We start from the raw sequence: 16,693 nt of genomic DNA on the forward strand, positions 1-16,693 counted from the left end.
AGAACTGTCTTCCCGAAATCCTCACTGGTCGGTGTACGTGCGTTCGAGTTTCCGTTCGAGGTCACGTTTTACTTCGACCCATTCGTCCTCCAGAATGCTGAAATAGACCGTATCACGGGGACCTTGATGGGTTTGCAGATGATGTCGAAGCGTCCCTTCTTCAGTTGCACCGATACGTTCGATGGCGTCTCTGGAGCGCTGGTTCCGTGAATCGGTTTTTAGCTCGACCCGGACGCAGTCCCACTCTTCGAAGGCGTGGGTGAGCATGAGGTATTTTGCCTCGGTGTTCGCCGGGGTACTCTGTTGACTGGGCGTGAGCCACGTCCATCCGATTTCGACGCGTCGATGCTCCGGGACGATATTCCCGAATCGTGTCGAACCAATCGCTTCACCCGTCTCCTGCAAGACCGTCGCAAACGGGAGTGCGGTTTGCCTCTCTTTGGCATCGAGCGCCGCGTCGACGAATTCTCGTATCGCCTCCGGAGACGATCGGTCTTCGGGGAACCAGCGGAAAGTCTCCGAGTGAGCACCCGCCGTTTGGAGGTCTTCGAGATGATCGTCGATTGACAGTGGCTCCAATCGAATGTAATCGCCGTTGAGCTGAATCGGTTCGATAATCATGAATGCTGAATCGGGAATCTATCCCTACGGAATTAGTTTTATCGAATAGTCATAAAAAAGTCAGGAAGTTGTTCGAGATACATCAAGTAACTACTATTTCGATATCGCCTGCTGGTTTCGGTATGGACGTCGCTCCCATTATAGTCTCGAGAGAATTTTTTGTCTCGTGTACCTCGACCTGAGACAATTAACCGATTTGTCGGTTACGGTAAAAGATTTCTGTAAACAGTTGTGGCATCGATATGTTGGCACGATTTGCCAAATTTCCCCCCACAATGAGACTTCAGAATGTAGAATTCGGCAATCTTCCGGGCCGGAGCAGGTCGTTTGACATGTCTCTCAGACCGAAAATTATTCGCATCGACGGCCAGGGGTTGTCGCGTAATAGGTTATTCAACTGATGTAACGGCTGCCAGGAAAGAACTTCCCCCCGTCGGACTCGGCACGTGGAAAAACGACGACCCGGAAAACTGTGCGGAGACGGTTCGAACCGCGCTCGAACTCGGTCACCGACACATCGACACGGCGGCCATCTACGGCAACGAATCGGCTGTCGGTGACGGAATCGCTCACGCCGACGTTCCGCGCGAAGATATCGTCGTCGCGACGAAAGTGTGGCACGACAGCCTCGGCTACGAGGACGCTATCGAAAGCGCACACGAAAGCTGTGACCGTCTCGGAATCGACACCATCGACCACCTGTACGTCCACTGGCCCTGTTTCAGTTACGACCCCGAAGAAACGCTCCCCGCGTTCGACCACCTCCGCGACGAGGGCGTGGTTCGACACGTCGGCGTGAGCAACTTCGAACCCGAACACATCGATGAGGCGCGCGCCGTTATCGATGCGCCACTCGTCGCGAATCAAGTCGAAATACATCCACTCCTCCAGCAGAGCGAACTGCGAGAGTACTGTACAAGTCACAGTATTCGCTTCGTTGCGTACTCGCCGCTGATCCACGGCGAAGTGTTCGACGTACCTGCGATTCGGGCGGTGGCGGAGAGGCACGGCGTGAGCGAATCACAGATTTCGCTCGCGTGGCTTCAGGAGAAGGGTGTCACTGCGATACCGAAAGCGAGCGGTGAGGCAACACCTCGCGGACAACCTCGCCAGTTGGACTCTCGACCTGTCCGACGAAGACATCGCGCGAATCGACGCCATCGAAGAACGAAAACGAATCAGCAAAATGGACTGGACGCCGTGGTAACGAGTCGTCTCACGAACCTCCGCAATCCAGTCGCGTAGAAAAACGTTTTTCGTGCGCCCCCACGCCTCTTCTGACGATGAAAGTTGGCGTACTCGGAGCAGGGACGATGGGGCACGGAATCGCACAGGTTACGGCCATGGCGGGTCACGAGGTAACCTTGCGTGATATCGAACAGGAGTTCGTGGACAATGGCATCAAGAGCATCGCAGCGAACCTGCAAGGCGGCGTCGAACGCGACAAGGTAACCGCGGCCGAAAAGGAAGCGACCCTCGACCGAATCTCGGGAACGACCGACCTCGAAACCGCAGTCGGTGACGCTGACATGGTCGTCGAAGCCGTTCCCGAGGAGATGGATATCAAGCGAAAGACGTTCGCCGACGTGGAGGCGCTCGTCGGCGACGACACCATCATCGCGTCGAACACCTCCTCGCTATCGCTGACTGAAATCGCCAGCGCCCTTTCCGACCCAACCCGGGCAATCGGACTTCACTTTTTCAACCCGGTTCACATCATGAAGCTCGTGGAAATCGTCGTCCCCGAGCAAACAGACCGCGAAACGATCGAATTCGCTGATGAGTTCGTCGATGGCATCGATAAGGTCGGCGTCGAAGTCCGGGACTCACCAGGTTTCGCCTCTTCGCGTCTCGGCGTCGCGTTGGGCGTCGAAGCCGTTCGAATGCTGCAAGAAGGCGTCGCCAGCCCTCGCGACATCGACGCCGCGATGGAACTCGGCTACAACAACCCGATGGGGCCCATCGAACTCGGCGACGTGGTCGGGTTGGACGTTCGACTGGACATCCTCGAACACCTCCGCGAGGAACTCGGCGAACGGTTCCGTCCGCCACAGATTCTTCGTCAGAAAGTCCGGGCCGGAAAGCTCGGCAAGAAGACCGGTGAAGGCTTCTACGTTTGGGAGGACGGCGAGATAGTGGGTGTTTCAGGCGAGTATGATGGAAACGAGGGTGACGACGAATGAGCGACGAAAGCAATGCAAACGGCGACGCGCCCGGCAGTCCCGAACAGGTCGCGAACGAGTGTGAAACCGTCGATGCGACGGTCGAGGAGTACGTCGCCACCGTCACGCTCAATCGACCAGACGCACGAAATGCGCTGAACGCGCAACTGCGTGCCGAACTGAAGGACGTTCTCGATGCCGTCGAAGCATCCCCGGACGTTCGCGTCGTCGTCCTCACCGGCTCGAACGAAGCGAAAGCCTTCGTCGCCGGGGCGGACGTGAAGGAACTGCGCCAGCGCGATGCGATGGAACAGCGCGAAGCCAGCAAACGTCCCCGGGTGTACGAGTACGTGGATGATTTGGAAAAACCGGTTATCGGGGCGCTCAACGGCCACGCGCTCGGTGGCGGATGCGAACTCGCCCAAGCGTGCGACGTGCGCATCGCGCACGAGCGAGCGAAACTAGGGCAACCCGAAATCAATCTCGGCATCATGCCGGGTGGCGGCGGCACGCAGCGACTCGCCCGGTTGGTCGGCGAGGGGCAGGCCATGCGACTCGTTCTTTCCGGCGAAATCATCGATGCGGAGGAGGCCCACGATATCGGACTCGTGGACGAGGTGTGTTCGGACGAGAAGTTCGAAGATCGCGTGTACGAACTCGCAGACCGGATGGCGGACAAGAGTCCGAAGGCGCTCGAATTGGCAAAGAAAGCGGTCAAGGCGAGCAGTCGAATGGATTTAGAAGCGGGAATCGAGTACGAGGCCGAACTGTTCGCGTTGTTGTTCGCCTCCGAGGACAAAAACGAGGGAATCGACGCGTTCCTCGAAGACCGAGACCCGGAGTGGAAGAGTCAGTAATTCATTCGCTGCCGACGAGGGTCGCGTCGTCTCGGCACCGTTCGAACGTCTCCCGGCCCCATGCCACTGCTTGCGGCGTGTTGTTGGTGATGAGCCCCCGAAGTTCGCCCCGCTTGTCGTAGACGACGACGCCGACGCTATCGTGGGTTCCTTCGACGACGATGAGACCGAACGGAAGCGTCACCTCCGTCTCCCAAACCGACAGTCCTCCTGCCTCCAACGCTTCTTGCAACTGGTCGCTGTAGTCCGTCACGAGATATTCGACGACCGGACGTTCGAGCACCAAGTCCGCATCCATCCCCTCAGAGACGGAGCGTTCATAGAACAAATCGACGTACTGCGGTAGGGCGACCGGCGAGAGCCCTCGCACATATTCGGCTTCTAAAACCATTTTTTCGAAGCTTTGAACCGGATGATTCGGTGCGTGACGCTCCGCGAGAACTACCTCTGCCTCTTCGATGAGGTCAATCGGTATTTCACAGTCCGTCGGGAGAATCGAAAGGAGATGGCGGGTACGACAGACATCCGCAACGTGGTCGTGGAAGGAATTGTATTCCGCTTCGAGTATCCGACCGGCGAGTGTCAGCGTGAGTCCATTCTCCGTTCGATCGACGAGGTCGTACTCCTGAAGTTCCCGCACTGCTTTATACACCGTCGAACGAGAGAGGTTTAGCTCGTCCCGAAGGTTGCGTTTCCGTACCGGCCCGGACGAGAGTGCGGAGAGAAACTCCGCTCGTTTTGCTACCGTCGTGATAAGTTCGTCCGGGGTTGCACCCGCCTCGTTCATACAGTACGCAGTCGTTATGCTGGAATCGATATAAACGTAATTTAAAGACTAGCAACAGTTATTACTATCGTCCGAGTCATCGACACACTTTTTCAGTTGGTAACTCGCGTTCCAAACGTAAACGCAGTTTGACGAAATAAAGTAATCAGGCTCTGTTCTCATCCATAGGATGCCCGGGTTCGCAGTTCGAACTCGGTCTCCGCTACGCCATTGGCCCGACTTTCCACAGGCCGCGCCCGAGGTACGATTCCAATGAATGAAAAACGATTCGTCCCATCGAACACGGACGACACGCTGTCATCCACTCCCTCCGCCGTGTTCGATGCCCTCCACCATCCCCTCCGTCGAGAAGTAGTCCGATATTTCTTGAACCACGAGTGCCCGGTTTCGCTCTCCGAACTCGTCGAGTTCGGTTCGACACGCGAAACGGTTTCGGACGAAAATCAGCGGCGACTCGCTATCGAACTCCATCACAATCATTTACCGAAACTCACGGATTACGGGTTTATCGTGTACGACGCACAGGAGAACACCGTCGAACGGACGCTTGACTCATCCGCCTTGGAAACGTCACTCAACCTCGTTAGTCGGCACTCATAATCACGGTGAATGTGAGGTGCGGTCGATACCGACCGACCTGTCAGAGACACATTGCAGTACCGACTGCCTGCGACAGTGATAGTACTATCATCAGGCGTTTCTGAAATTTGAATGACAGAATATATCTTCGGTTAATAATTAAAAACAGTCGATTAATCTGACATCAGAAAGAATATTACGTCTCAGCAAGCGGTTGGCGAACGCAACCTTTAGGCGCGCTTACCGGGCAGTAGTTCGTATGCCGATTCACAGCGACTGGGGAGACTGGCTTCCGCAGGCAGTAGAAAATGCAACGCCGGATGGCATCGCTATCTGGTATCTGGGATGTAACGGATTCATCCTGAAAGGGACAGCGGGAACGACGATATTTATCGACCCGTACCTCGGGACGGGTGACCCGCCACGAACCGTCCGAATGGTTCCGGTGCCGTTCGACCCGGAAGACGTGACGGCCGCCGACACAGTGTTGGCGACGCACGAGCACACCGATCACGTTCACGGCCCGAGTCAGGCACCCATCCTCGAATCCACCGATGCGACCTTCTACGCACCCGACGACAGTCTCGCCGTCGCACAGGACGACGAACGTTGGACGGACGAATGGGACGTTTCGGACGACCAACTCGAAGCAATTTCGGAGGGCGACAGCTTCGAAGTCGGCGAGTTCACGATTCACGTCGAACCGGCCAACGACCCCGATTCCACCCACCCCGTTTCCTACGTCATCGAACACGAAGCGGGAACCTTCTTCCACGGCGGCGATACGAAACCGGGCGATGAACTCGAACCCATCGGCCGGAAATACGACATCGACCTCGGCGTACTCGCGTTCGGGTCGGTCGGACTGATTCCCGACAAGCAGACCCGCGAACCGAAGCGAACGAAGTGGTACAGCGACGAGAACGAAACCGTGGCCGCCGCGAACGCCCTTCAACTCGACCGCCTGCTCCCGAGTCACTGGGACATGTGGAAGGGGCTCACCGCAGACCCCACCGCGCTGTACGACCACACCCGGAGTTATGACTATCCAGTGTCGCTCGAAATCGTCGAAATCGGAGACCGAATCGACCTGTAGCTGGGCTACACACTGAACGGCGAAAAATCGGAGACCGAATCGACCGTTAGTGAGAGTGGCCGGTCGCCTGCTCGAAGGTGATACCGAGTCGCTCCTCGAACAGGTCGCGTGCCTTCTCCTCGATGGCGACGACTTCCTCGTTCGGTTCGCCCTGCGTGTGGTGAACCGCGGCGTGGGCCTGCTGAACGAACGACACGAGCGCCATGTCGCCGACGACCGTTTCGCGCGTCTCGTCTTCCTCGCGGAGCAGGTCGATGAGTCCCGGTGGAAGTTCGAGCTCGTCGCTGTCGCCGTCCGGTCCTTCGATGGTGTACGTTGCCGTCTCGACGTCGTCTACGTCTACCATACTGTCGCTTCGTCATCGAGCGTTAAGGGTCTGTGGTTACCGTCCGTACCGACGGCTTCCACAGATTTCGGGGAGTTCGAGTAGTTAACGACGAAAACAGGGTACAATAGATAGCGAACACCAATCCGCGGCTTAGGCGGCGGAGTTAGTCGTCCGAGGCTGCAGCACCTTCCTGCGCAGCGGTTGCCTCGCCGAGGTCGGCTGTTTCGAGGTAGTCGTCGGCGTCGAGGGCGGCCTTACAGCCCATTCCAGCCGCGGTTACGGCCTGTTGGTAGTGGAAATCCACTACGTCGCCCGCGCCGAAGATACCGGCCACGTCCGTTTTCGTCTGGCCGCCCCCTTTACCACCGACGGTACGGATGTAGCCCTCTTCGTCCAGTTCGACGCCCGTGTCTTCGAGATAGTCCGTGTTCGGCGTGTGACCGATAGCGAGGAACACCGCGCCAGCGTCGAACTCGAACTCCTCGGTTTCCGGCTCATCGAGTTTCTGGGAGGGTTTCCCCTCTGGGTTGGTAACCATCGTGACGTAGTCGACACCGTCCTCGGGCGTGCCGTGAATCTCGGTCACTTCGGTGTTTTTCATGATCTCGATTTCGCCCGCATCGACCTTCTCCTGCACGCGGTCTTGCCAATATTTCTCGGCGCGGAACTCCTCGCGTCGGTGGACGAGATAGACCTTCTTCGCGAACTTCGTGAGGAAGGAGGCCTCTTCGAATGCGGCGTCGCCGCCGCCGATGACGACCATCTCTTCGTCGCGGAAGAACGCACCGTCGCAGGTCGCACAGGTCGAGACACCGTATCCCATTAGGTCGTCTTCGCCCGGAATCGAGAGGGTTCGGGCGCTCGCGCCGCTGGCCGCAATGAACGCGTCGGTGGTGTACACGTCGCCGTTCGAGAGTTCGACGCGGAACGGACGGGATGAGTCATCGACATCCTCGATGATACCCATCTTCACTTCGGCACCGAATCGCTCGGCCTGTTCCTGCATGTTGTTGATGAGTTCGGGACCGCTGATACCGTCCGGGAACCCGGGATAGTTCTCCACGTCGGTCGTGAGCGTCAGTTGGCCACCCGGCTCGTCACCTTGCAGGATGAGTGGGTCGTTGTTCCCACGTGCGGCGTAGATTGCCGCAGTCAGTCCTGCGATTCCGCTGCCGGAGATGATGAGTTTGCGGTGTTCTGGGTTGTCCCCACCATCCGCCGCCGCGATGCAGAGCTTTTCGTCCAGTTCTCCCGTTTCCTCCAATGCGCTCGTTTCGTCCCATCCGCCGATGAGTTCATCGTCGATGAACACTTCCGGCGCTGTTTTCCGCCCGTCGGCACGTTCGACCATTTCCTCGAACAGGTCATCGTCGCCGGTCACGTTGTACGTCTCGTACTCGATTCCTTTCTCGTCGAAGAGGTCTTTTGCTTTCTCACAATAGGGGCAGTTTTCTTTGGTGTAAATCTCGACGTGGGGATGTTCGCTCATGGTGCAATATCACAGTTCGCGCTGTATTTAGCTTGCGCTGTCTTCCGTCATTTCCGGTTTCGACAGTTGCACAAATGTCTGTACACGAGGACGAATCGACGGGCTTCGGAATGGACATTCACACGCCCTCTCGAAGGTATTACCTTTGTTCTCTTCCACCGGTCGTTCATGGGCACAGACATCGTCGAGAAGACGGATCGATACGAGCGCCTCCTTTCGGAGGCGCTCGATGCCGCCGAAATCGCTCCCGCGACCGACACGCCGATGGGCGAGGCCGCTGCTGACTGCCGGGAGATGGCGAAGTCGTATCTCGAAGATGGACGACATTTCCGCGAGAATGACGACCTCGTAAACGCACTCGCATCGTTTTCCTATGGGCATGCGTGGCTGGACGCCGGAGCGCGAATCGGCCTCTTCGACGTGCCCAGAGACGGACACCTCTTTACGATGTAGTTGGGCGATGCTCTTACGTGTCCGGGGTGTGTCGATTGGCGATAATGGAGGGCGTTCTCTGGTACGTACTTACCGGAACTCGCGGCGGAGCCAACCGTGTCCGCCTCATTCGCGCCCTGGAGGAGCGTCCGCGAAACGCCAACCAACTGGCTGAGGAGCTAGATCTCGATTACAAGACGGTTCGCCACCATCTCGATGTGTTGATGGACAACGATATGATCGAAAACAGTGGGGACGACTACGGGGCAGTGTATCTGCTCACGGACGGAACACAGCGGCATTGGGAAACCGTCGAAGATATCATGGAAAAGGTGGAGTAAAGTATGGTTGAATCTGGGAAAGGATATAACCGTCACCGATTACAAGGGAGGAACAGATGGGTCTCTGGATAGACGTAGCACGCGCTTCTACGGCGTTGAACATCCTGTTGCTTCTCGGGTTAAGCTACGTTTGGCTTCGGAACTACATGCAGTTTCGCTCGAAGCACACGCTGGGCCTCTCGGTATTTGCAGTCCTTTTGCTCGCGGAAAACGCGCTGGCACTCTACGTCTACTCGTGGGATAAAATCCTCTCCGTCTGGTTCGCTACGAAGGTCCCACCGATTGCATGGAAAGCAATGCTCGCGCTCCACGTGCTGGAATTTTTCGCCCTGTCGTTTCTCCTGTGGGCGACGTGGGACTGATTTTCGCCGGTTACTATCCATATCTGAAACACTTATTTCCGGGTTAGCTGACCACTAATGACGGTCTATCACTCCGTACGTCGGGTGTGAAACGACAGGGTTCGAATCCGACTCCGTCCGGCGAGGGGAAATCATTGGACGGAACACTTTGGTACGTGCTCTCCGGAAGTCGGGGTGATGCGAGTCGCGCTCGACTGCTTCAGGAGTTGAGGAACCGCCCGCAAAATGCGAATCGACTATAGACGACGCTCGACCTCGACTATTCCACGATTCGCCACCACCTCGATGTACTCGCAAAACACGACATCGTCGAACAGCACGGCGGCGGATACGGTTCCGTGTACGCCCCGAGTTCTGCGGTCGAACACGAGTGGCAGACGGTCGAAGAGATAATTCAGAAACTGCCCCGATAGCTTTTCTCGAGAAGATTCACGACGAAGCATGGTCGAAATCCGAATGAATTTGGGTGAGAGTCCGGAAAATTTTCTTTTATACTTTTGTCCTCGTTCGTGCTGTGCGCCACAGCGCACGTCCAACCATGCCAGATGATACTCAGGACGCAGTCGGTGATCTCGGAGAAACGACGCGGAAACAGCTCACGTCCCGTCGTGGCTTCCTCGCAGGTTCGGCTGCTGTCGGAGCTGTGGGATTGACGGGAGCGGGAATTAGCGTCGTTGGTGCGGACGACCACAACGACGACAGTAGTGACAGTGGTTCCGGAGACGATGGAAGTGGAAACATGGAAGACGACACGACAGACCTCGACATTCTGAATTACGCGCTGACGCTCGAACACCTCGAAGCGACCTTTTACGCGAAGGGATTGGAGGACTTCAGCGACGACGAACTCATGCATGCAGACCTCGGGTGTGACATCTGTGACGAACAGCGTGCGAAGATTCCAGAGCAAGTGAAAGTCGTCGGCGAGCACGAGGCGGCCCACGTTGACCAGATTACAAAGGTCATCGAGCAACTTGGCGGCGAACCGGTCGAACAGGCTGAGTACGACTTCGGCTACGAGACGCCTGCCCAGTTCCTCAAGGTCGCCAAGGCGCTCGAAAACACGGGTGTCGCGGCGTACGCCGGTGCGGCTCCGTCCATCAAGAACGAAAAAATCCTCGCGGCGGCCGTCTCGATTCACAGCGTCGAAGCGCGTCACGCGGCGTCGTTCAACGCGCTCAACGGTGTTTCGCCGTACCCGAACGCCTTCGACGAGGCGAAGACGATGGAAGAAGTCACGGAAATCGCCGGACAGTTCATTGTTCAGTAAGCCGATTCGGTTCGACCCGGCCGCTTTTTTCGCGCTATCCCAACACGCCGAACCCAGTTGCTGAACCGAAGTCGAACAGCACGTGGAGTGCGACACCGACGATGAGTGCGGGTATCGTCGTGTAGATCGACGCGACGATTGCGGCCTTCTTGTCGATAGCGATGAGCGGGAACAACGCGTCTCCGTCCTGGCTGATGGCGTTGGCGGTGAGTGCCGAGAACGGAATCGCACCCTCGGCGTACACGCTCGCCAGCACGATTTGTGGGCCACAGCCCGGAATCAGTCCGATGAGCGCGCCAATGACGGGCGCAAGCAGACCTACGGCGGCGGCGATTTCACCGATGTTGATGTTCAGCAGGACGACGGTGTACTCGTAGAGTAGATACGCCGTAAGCACCCACACCGTAACGAAACTCGTCTCCTGCGCCGCGTGCAGGAGAGTTTCGTAGAGGTTGGCAAACGAGTCGCGGGCGCGACCGACGTGACCGTCGCCCAGGTAGTGTCGTCCGACGAAGTAGATGTAGAACGACGCCGCGGTACCCGTTATGCCGACAACCGTGAACGCGCCTGCGTAGGAGGGCGCGAGCGTCAGCGGAACTTCGGGTGCGCCAGCAAGGAGATACATCACGCCCAACACGAGTGCGATGCCTGCGGATACCCACCAAATAGCGTGGACTGCATGGCTGAGTGGGGTCAAAACCGACGATTCTCGTGCGGCATGCGTTTCACAGCATGCGTCGCCATCGTACTCGTGCGTCGGGTTGCCGCCTCGACTTGTGACCACACCACCGTCGGTCGCCGTATTGCTGATGGTAGCCACGGCGTCGTCGATTCGACCAACACCCATGCCGAAGCGGTCGATGGCATATCCGGAGACGATGGCAGTAGCGAATGCGATACTGTATGCGTACAGCGCGGCCTCCGGTGCGAGCGCGAGGATGACAAACGCGGAGTCACCGGCCGTTGCGATGAGCGTGGCGACGACAGTGCCGAAACTGACCGTTCCGCGGACGTACAGCGGCATCATCACGATTGCGCCACCACATCCGGGAGTAAGTCCCATAAACGCGCCGAACAGTGGTTGTAGCCTGTCGTTTTCCGATAGTTGTTCAACCAGTGCACCGCTCGTTCGATATTGAACGAGACCGAACAGAAGCACAGTGAGCGCGACGAATGCACTCACCTGCACATAGCCATCACGAACCGATGCGAGAAATACTTCCAATAGCTCGTTCATCGCTTATACGCCCCCCTGCGTGGAGACGGCGATAGTTTAGACATCTCTAAAATAGAGTTTCGCAGTATAGAACTTATATGTTTCGGCAGAACAATCCAGGTGAGAATGTTTTACGAGCCGATTCGACGGACAGCGAACTAATCGCAGAAAAATAGCCGCAATTCTTATCTTCATCACCCCGCTCTGTTCACATGTAATGGCGCAAGGTACGGTCACCTTCTTCAACGATACCGGTGGTTACGGTTTTATCGAGACTGACGACGCAGACGACGACGTATTCTTCCACATGGAAGATATCGGTGGCCCCGATTTAGAGGAGGGACAAGAAGTCGAGTTCGACATCGAACAGGCAGATAAAGGTCCGCGTGCGACGAACCTCCAGCGACTCTGAAGGGAACTGGGTGGAGTAGCCAGACGGGTAGCGACCGCTCTGTTTCACTCCATCGCCAACAAGATTTTTCTCCCCACCACTCGATATCCGAGGTATGGTGGAAACGTACGTTCGATTGCTGTGTCCGGAGTGCGGAAAACATTGGGAGTCGAGTCCTGACGACTTACCGACCCCCGACAAGCAGTTCCATTGTCCGAACTGTCATGCCACACGACGAACGTCGGAGTTTACGCGAACGGAGCGCGATTTAGAAACGCTAAAACAGTTGCAGTAGCGCAACGCCGGTCGCATTTAGAACGAAGACACCTGTTTTTCCCGATTCGGTGATTCCCTGCCCTTAAACCAGCGCGGAGCGCGACCAGTTTTACGCGTTCGATGGCAGAAATGCGGTATTTCTCCTGCTTCGCGGTCGGGACGTTCGCCGTAATCGGCCATAGAACTGCGACCCATCCATCCGGATTTTACTGTTCGGGTATGAAACCGAGGAGAAACCTACGAAAGTTTGACTATATGGCGTGCTAACGGCACTCAAGATAATAATATAACCCTGCAACTGTTATTCACGTACGCTTATGAAGAAGCAGGAGCTCATCCACCTTCACGGCCTGCTTGCAGAGGTTGGCAATCATTTCGAGGAGAAAAACGGGAAACCGATTACACTGGACGAATACGATTCCCTAGGGGTACGACCAACGTCCATTCATAAATCGAAAACCGACCACAAAGCGGCTGTTTTTGCACTGTCCAACGCGATAACGACTGAGATGCGTGTGACCGAACGCGAAGCGGTTGCACCCCAAGCTGACTAAGCGACGGTTCCGCGGTTCTCGACATTACTACATCGACAAGTGGCGACGCTGTTTTCTGTTGCATGTTCTCACGAAAAATATAATTTATTGTACTGTAGACGGTTCCCAGACATGATAACCGTCTGTAGGATTTAATACGCAATCTTCCCTACTGTATGCTACTGAACTGGTGAAAAACCATCCAAAATAGGCAGAAATCAAATATGAAAACAAAGACACAATCGACCGGCGTTCGAACCGAGGTCAAGTCGGTATTGGAACGCTCATCGTGTTCATCGTGATGGTGCTGGTCGCCGCAATCGCGGCGGGCGTACTCATCAACACGGCGGGCTTTCTCCAATCGAAAGCCGAACAGACCGGTCACGAGAGTAGCGCACAAGTAACTGACCACGTCCACGTCGTCAGTACGATGGGGAATGTCACCTACGATGGAGGTAGTGGCACTCACGAAGTTGACTACGTCAACATCACCGTCATGAAAGGCGCCGATGCAGGAGACATCAATCTGTCACGGGCTACCATCGAATGGCTCGGGCCGGACGGTGCACAAATCATGACGATGTCAAGTGGTGCGGCGAGCGACACCCAGTTTGGTCTCGAACCGATTCGAGATGAGGAAGGCTCCCTTCCAGTGCTCGTCAGTTAGAAGGACTGATTCCGCGTCGTTCTCGATACAGAGAAGATAACTGGCGGCCTGCAGGAGCGTGAGGAGTTCACGACCAAAATCGTCACGTCGGCAGGTGCGATGACCTACCACCACAGCGTTCCCGAAACGCTCTCTGACGGTCACGCAATCGCGCTATAATCCCAACCACTTGTTATTTATTTCACTCGGCTAGCGACGCCTATCGTGCCACGCCGGGAACGATTCCCGAACCTGCTCCACGCGCGTCGGGTCGATTTCTCGAACGACGATATCCGGTTCGTCACCCGTGCTCGCGAGCAGGGTTCCCCACGGGTCGTACACCGTGGAGCGACCAATGAGCGTCGCGTCTTCGTACGACCCGGAGCCATTGATGGTCGCGAGGAAACACTGGTTTTCGATGGCTCGTGCCCGAGAGAGCACTTGCCAATGTTCGACGCGGGGATACGGCCACGCACTCGGGACGAGTACGAGCGTCGCACCCGCTTCCGCGATTTCCCGGTAGAGTTCCGGAAATCGCAGGTCGTAACAGGTCGTCATACCGACCGTCACGTCCTCGAACTCGACAATGCCGAGCGATTCGCCGGGTACGAGCATTTCCGCTTCGGCGGATTCGTAGCCGAAGAGATGGTGTTTCCGATACACAGCTCGTCTCTCTCCGTCACGGTCGAAAAAGGCCGACGTGTTGGCGAGACCTTTGTCAGCGGGTGTCTCGCCGTCCGTCAGCGAAAGATCTTCCACGATGCTTCCCGCGAGAACCGCGATGTCGTTTTCGTCCGCGAGGTCGCTCATCTGCGTGAGCGTCGGTCCATCGAGCGCTTCCGCGTTCCGTTGGTAGGTGTCGAACGCGAAGTAGCCGACGTTGAAGATTTCGGGGAGGGCAACGAGATCTGCGCCACGATCTGCCGCCGATTCGATGGCCGCGGCGGCACGCTTCCGATTCGACCCGACATCCCCACCCTCGATGGCGATTTGTGCGAGCGCGATTTTCATGTGGCGACGCCGACCTCCTCGTGAAGGGCGTCCCCCAGGTTGGACAGTTCGTCGTCCAAATGCTTCTTGAAATAGCGTTCGATACCCGGTACGCGCCCTTCGACTACAAAGCGGTTGACGAGCCGACACCCGTCCTCAGTCGGTTGGATTTCGTGTTCACCCGTGACGCGCAACGCCGACGAGCGTCCGATGAACTTCACGTATCGCGGTTCCTCGCGGTTTACATCTTCCGTCTCCACTGGAATCGTTCTATTGACGAACGGTATCGGGAGTTTGATGTGCCACGTCGCTCGATGGCCCTCGCGAGCGTCGTAATCCGCAACGACGCTGATAGCGCTGGCTCGACGCTTAGGGTCGGCGATGAACTCCCAAACCTCCTCGGGTGGAACTGGAAGTTCGAACGTCCGCTCTACCCGGACAGTCATAGGTTAGAATTGGGCTGTGATGGTAAAAAGCCAGCCACTTAGCTCGGGCTGACTCTCCACGTCGTCGAACGGGCGCGCCCCCACTTTTCGATATCTACGTCGTCGGCCGTCTCGGCGAGTTTGGGGAGCCGAGACCCCACCTGTTTGGAGGAGAGACCGAGGTGTTTGGCGATGTTCTTCGCGCGGAAATAGCGCTCACCACCAGACACGCTGTCGCGTAGGAATTCGAGGATACGCCGTTCCTCGTCGCTGAACTCTGTCATCCTCACTCCTCATACGTGCCAGACGACCTTAACCATTATCCCATCCAGAACAAGTGCTGATTTCGCGTCAGTTCGGATAGACGTGGTTCGCGGAGACCGCGAGGATGCCACCGATGACGGCGATGGCAAAACCCCACGCGGCGGTTTCAGTTCCGGGTGTGACAAACGTTAGTCCAGCACCTGCGACTGCGACGAGCGTGAACAGCACGGAGAGACCAACCCCCATATCCGTCGAGACTACCTGATTTCCTGCCATGTGTCCCCTTTACGGGAGGGCTGACTTAGTTCATTCTACTCGAATACGATCCTTTGACTGACAGATATCCGAGTCGGGAGTTTTTTGCCATCACTCCGCAGGAACCCGGTTATGAGCGGAGAAAAACTCAAGACGATGTTACCGGTCGGAAAGCGAGGATTTCTCGCCGTGATACTGGTCGTCGCGTTGGTCGGGGCTGGCGTGCTCTCCGGTGTCCTCGGTGCACCACGGGTCTCCGGCATCGACAATGAGTTCGGCGACGTGACGAACGAGCAGACGGAAATACGAACGGCGCTCGTCGTGGACAACCCGAACCCCTTCGGCGTTCGGGTCGGCAACACCTCGGTTAACTACTCCGTCGAAATGAACGACGTGGCGATGGCAAGCGGCGAGCGGTCGAACCTCGCGCTCGACCGCGGCAACACGACGTTGGCTTTTTCGACGCGAATGCAGAACGAGAAGATCCCGGAGTGGTGGGTAACCCACATCCGGAACGACGAGCAGACGACGCTTCGAATCCAGTCGAAGGTTCGTTCGTCACTCGTCGGGCGCTCCGTGCGCGTGCCGTACAGCCAAGAAATCGAGACCGACATTATCAGCCAGTTCAACTCGACGAAGACGCGCCCCGTGAATGCGAACGCACCATTCGTTTCCGACCCGGTGCTCTACGTAAACGAGACGAGTGCGAACTGGGGGTCAGTGACGCGTACGGAGACTCCGATTCGGATGCAAATGCGGGTGTACAATCCCAAATCGCTTCCGTATACGATTTCGGAAATCGGCTACGAGATGACGATGAACGGAATCGCAGCCGGTAACGGGACGACTGAGCGATCATACACGATTCCGTCGAAATCGGAGAAAACGCTCAAGATGCGGACGGTTATCCGGAACCAGCAGCTCGACGAATGGTGGGTGAGCCACCTCGAAAACGACCAAGCGACCGACCTGAAAATCACGTTCTACGCCAACATCGAACTGCCATCGGGTGATACGGTTCGCGTGCCACTCCGGCAACTCACCTACGAGAAACGAATCGAGACGCAGATCTTCGAAAACGATTCGGCAGAAGGCGCATTGGAGGATGCGAACATCACTACGTCACCCGGAACCACGACGGAGAGTGCGGGCGAAGGAACAACCGGTGACACGACCTCCTCGTCGGATGAGACGACACCGAGCGGAACGACCTCCGGCGGCACGACGCCCGACGGAACAACGTCCAGCGAAACCACATCCCTCACGGAAGCTGACGACGGGACGACGACCACGGACGACGGCGGCCTTCTCGGTAGCCTGCTCGCCGCCGATGCGTTCGTCCGTCGCTGAATATTCCCGCCACCGATAGAGTT

22 protein-coding genes and 2 pseudogenes are annotated in these 16,693 nt (G+C 57.0%); 15 read left to right on the top strand and 9 right to left on the bottom strand.

The window, feature by feature from the left end:
- Window positions 1–21: 21 nt before the first annotated feature.
- The gene (locus ACN2TU_RS05785) at window positions 22–621 is read right to left on the bottom strand and encodes a GNAT family N-acetyltransferase (RefSeq protein ID WP_435153750.1); all 600 of its coding nucleotides are present in this window, start codon (window positions 619–621) and stop codon (window positions 22–24) included.
- A 384-nt stretch (window positions 622–1,005) separates the two neighbouring features.
- Here ACN2TU_RS05785 and ACN2TU_RS05790 point away from each other — a divergent pair.
- From ACN2TU_RS05790 to ACN2TU_RS05800, 3 genes and pseudogenes are all read left to right on the top strand, one after another.
- Window positions 1,006–1,828 (top strand): annotated as a pseudogene (locus tag ACN2TU_RS05790) (aldo/keto reductase).
- 76 nt (window positions 1,829–1,904) lie between these two features.
- A complete protein-coding gene (locus ACN2TU_RS05795; RefSeq protein WP_435153752.1) occupies window positions 1,905–2,804 on the top strand; it encodes a 3-hydroxyacyl-CoA dehydrogenase family protein in 900 nt (299 codons plus the stop codon).
- A complete protein-coding gene (locus ACN2TU_RS05800) occupies window positions 2,801–3,640 on the top strand; it encodes an enoyl-CoA hydratase/isomerase family protein (RefSeq protein ID WP_435153754.1) in 840 nt (279 codons plus the stop codon). The genes ACN2TU_RS05795 and ACN2TU_RS05800 overlap by 4 nt, the downstream gene beginning before the upstream one ends.
- 1 nt (window position 3,641) lies before the next feature.
- Here ACN2TU_RS05800 and ACN2TU_RS05805 read toward each other — a convergent pair whose 3' ends face one another.
- Window positions 3,642–4,427, bottom strand: coding sequence for a helix-turn-helix transcriptional regulator (locus ACN2TU_RS05805; RefSeq protein WP_435153755.1), 786 nt, complete (start codon window positions 4,425–4,427; stop codon window positions 3,642–3,644).
- A 252-nt stretch (window positions 4,428–4,679) separates the two neighbouring features.
- Here ACN2TU_RS05805 and ACN2TU_RS05810 point away from each other — a divergent pair, with 252 nt between their 5' ends.
- Window positions 4,680–5,027, top strand: coding sequence for a DUF7344 domain-containing protein (locus ACN2TU_RS05810; RefSeq protein ID WP_435153756.1), 348 nt, complete (start codon window positions 4,680–4,682; stop codon window positions 5,025–5,027).
- Between the two features lie 238 nt (window positions 5,028–5,265).
- Complete coding sequence (locus ACN2TU_RS05815; RefSeq protein WP_435153758.1) at window positions 5,266–6,102, top strand: MBL fold metallo-hydrolase; 837 nt, start codon at window positions 5,266–5,268, stop codon at window positions 6,100–6,102.
- Window positions 6,103–6,148: 46 nt separating this feature from the next.
- On the opposite strand, the gene ACN2TU_RS05820 is transcribed toward ACN2TU_RS05815, so the two are convergent.
- A complete protein-coding gene (locus tag ACN2TU_RS05820) occupies window positions 6,149–6,448 on the bottom strand; it encodes a DUF7545 family protein (protein WP_435153760.1) in 300 nt (99 codons plus the stop codon).
- 145 nt (window positions 6,449–6,593) lie between these two features.
- Window positions 6,594–7,919 (bottom strand): thioredoxin-disulfide reductase, encoded by a 1,326-nt coding sequence (gene trxB, locus ACN2TU_RS05825; RefSeq protein WP_435153762.1) that lies wholly within the window; start codon window positions 7,917–7,919, stop codon window positions 6,594–6,596.
- Between the two features lie 168 nt (window positions 7,920–8,087).
- On the opposite strand from trxB, the gene ACN2TU_RS05830 reads away from it, so the two are divergent.
- The 5 genes and pseudogenes from ACN2TU_RS05830 (at window position 8,088) to ACN2TU_RS05850 (ending at window position 10,324) form a co-directional block, all read left to right on the top strand.
- The gene (locus ACN2TU_RS05830) at window positions 8,088–8,372 is read left to right on the top strand and encodes a DUF357 domain-containing protein (RefSeq protein ID WP_435153764.1); all 285 of its coding nucleotides are present in this window, start codon (window positions 8,088–8,090) and stop codon (window positions 8,370–8,372) included.
- Window positions 8,373–8,416: 44 nt separating this feature from the next.
- A complete protein-coding gene (locus ACN2TU_RS05835) occupies window positions 8,417–8,692 on the top strand; it encodes an ArsR/SmtB family transcription factor (protein WP_435156127.1) in 276 nt (91 codons plus the stop codon).
- Between the two features lie 56 nt (window positions 8,693–8,748).
- Window positions 8,749–9,054 (top strand): DUF8036 family membrane protein, encoded by a 306-nt coding sequence (locus ACN2TU_RS05840; protein WP_435153766.1) that lies wholly within the window; start codon window positions 8,749–8,751, stop codon window positions 9,052–9,054.
- A 134-nt stretch (window positions 9,055–9,188) separates the two neighbouring features.
- A pseudogene (locus ACN2TU_RS05845) lies at window positions 9,189–9,467 on the top strand (winged helix-turn-helix domain-containing protein).
- A 125-nt stretch (window positions 9,468–9,592) separates the two neighbouring features.
- The gene (locus ACN2TU_RS05850) at window positions 9,593–10,324 is read left to right on the top strand and encodes a ferritin-like domain-containing protein (protein ID WP_435153767.1); all 732 of its coding nucleotides are present in this window, start codon (window positions 9,593–9,595) and stop codon (window positions 10,322–10,324) included.
- Window positions 10,325–10,358: 34 nt separating this feature from the next.
- Here the strand turns inward: ACN2TU_RS05850 and ACN2TU_RS05855 are convergent, their stop codons facing one another.
- Entirely contained in the window at window positions 10,359–11,561 is a 1,203-nt protein-coding gene (locus ACN2TU_RS05855; RefSeq protein ID WP_435153769.1) for a putative manganese transporter, read from the bottom strand.
- 196 nt (window positions 11,562–11,757) lie between these two features.
- Here ACN2TU_RS05855 and ACN2TU_RS05860 point away from each other — a divergent pair, with 196 nt between their 5' ends.
- From ACN2TU_RS05860 to ACN2TU_RS05875, 4 genes are all read left to right on the top strand, one after another.
- Window positions 11,758–11,952, top strand: coding sequence for a cold-shock protein (locus ACN2TU_RS05860; protein ID WP_049970639.1), 195 nt, complete (start codon window positions 11,758–11,760; stop codon window positions 11,950–11,952).
- 94 nt (window positions 11,953–12,046) lie between these two features.
- Window positions 12,047–12,226, top strand: a complete 180-nt coding sequence (locus ACN2TU_RS05865) for a DUF7836 family putative zinc-binding protein (RefSeq protein WP_266077174.1) — start codon at window positions 12,047–12,049, stop codon at window positions 12,224–12,226.
- 298 nt (window positions 12,227–12,524) lie between these two features.
- Complete coding sequence (locus ACN2TU_RS05870) at window positions 12,525–12,761, top strand: UPF0058 family protein (RefSeq protein ID WP_435153770.1); 237 nt, start codon at window positions 12,525–12,527, stop codon at window positions 12,759–12,761.
- Between the two features lie 220 nt (window positions 12,762–12,981).
- A complete protein-coding gene (locus tag ACN2TU_RS05875; protein ID WP_435156128.1) occupies window positions 12,982–13,407 on the top strand; it encodes an archaellin/type IV pilin N-terminal domain-containing protein in 426 nt (141 codons plus the stop codon).
- Between the two features lie 189 nt (window positions 13,408–13,596).
- Here the strand turns inward: ACN2TU_RS05875 and ACN2TU_RS05880 are convergent, their stop codons facing one another.
- From ACN2TU_RS05880 to ACN2TU_RS05895, 4 genes are all read right to left on the bottom strand, one after another.
- Window positions 13,597–14,397, bottom strand: a complete 801-nt coding sequence (locus ACN2TU_RS05880) for a carbon-nitrogen family hydrolase (protein WP_435153772.1) — start codon at window positions 14,395–14,397, stop codon at window positions 13,597–13,599.
- Window positions 14,394–14,822 (bottom strand): SRPBCC family protein, encoded by a 429-nt coding sequence (locus ACN2TU_RS05885; RefSeq protein WP_435153774.1) that lies wholly within the window; start codon window positions 14,820–14,822, stop codon window positions 14,394–14,396. Before ACN2TU_RS05885 ends, ACN2TU_RS05880 begins: the two co-directional genes overlap by 4 nt.
- A gap of 38 nt (window positions 14,823–14,860) precedes the next feature.
- Window positions 14,861–15,085, bottom strand: a complete 225-nt coding sequence (locus ACN2TU_RS05890) for a DUF7123 family protein (protein ID WP_435153776.1) — start codon at window positions 15,083–15,085, stop codon at window positions 14,861–14,863.
- Window positions 15,086–15,152: 67 nt separating this feature from the next.
- Window positions 15,153–15,341, bottom strand: a complete 189-nt coding sequence (locus tag ACN2TU_RS05895; protein ID WP_435153778.1) for a DUF7525 family protein — start codon at window positions 15,339–15,341, stop codon at window positions 15,153–15,155.
- Window positions 15,342–15,452: 111 nt separating this feature from the next.
- Between ACN2TU_RS05895 and ACN2TU_RS05900 the strand changes: the two genes are divergently transcribed.
- Entirely contained in the window at window positions 15,453–16,670 is a 1,218-nt protein-coding gene (locus tag ACN2TU_RS05900) for an LEA/WHy family protein (RefSeq protein WP_435153780.1), read from the top strand.
- Window positions 16,671–16,693: the final 23 nt, after the last annotated feature.

This window comes from Haladaptatus marinus (assembly GCF_051194195.1).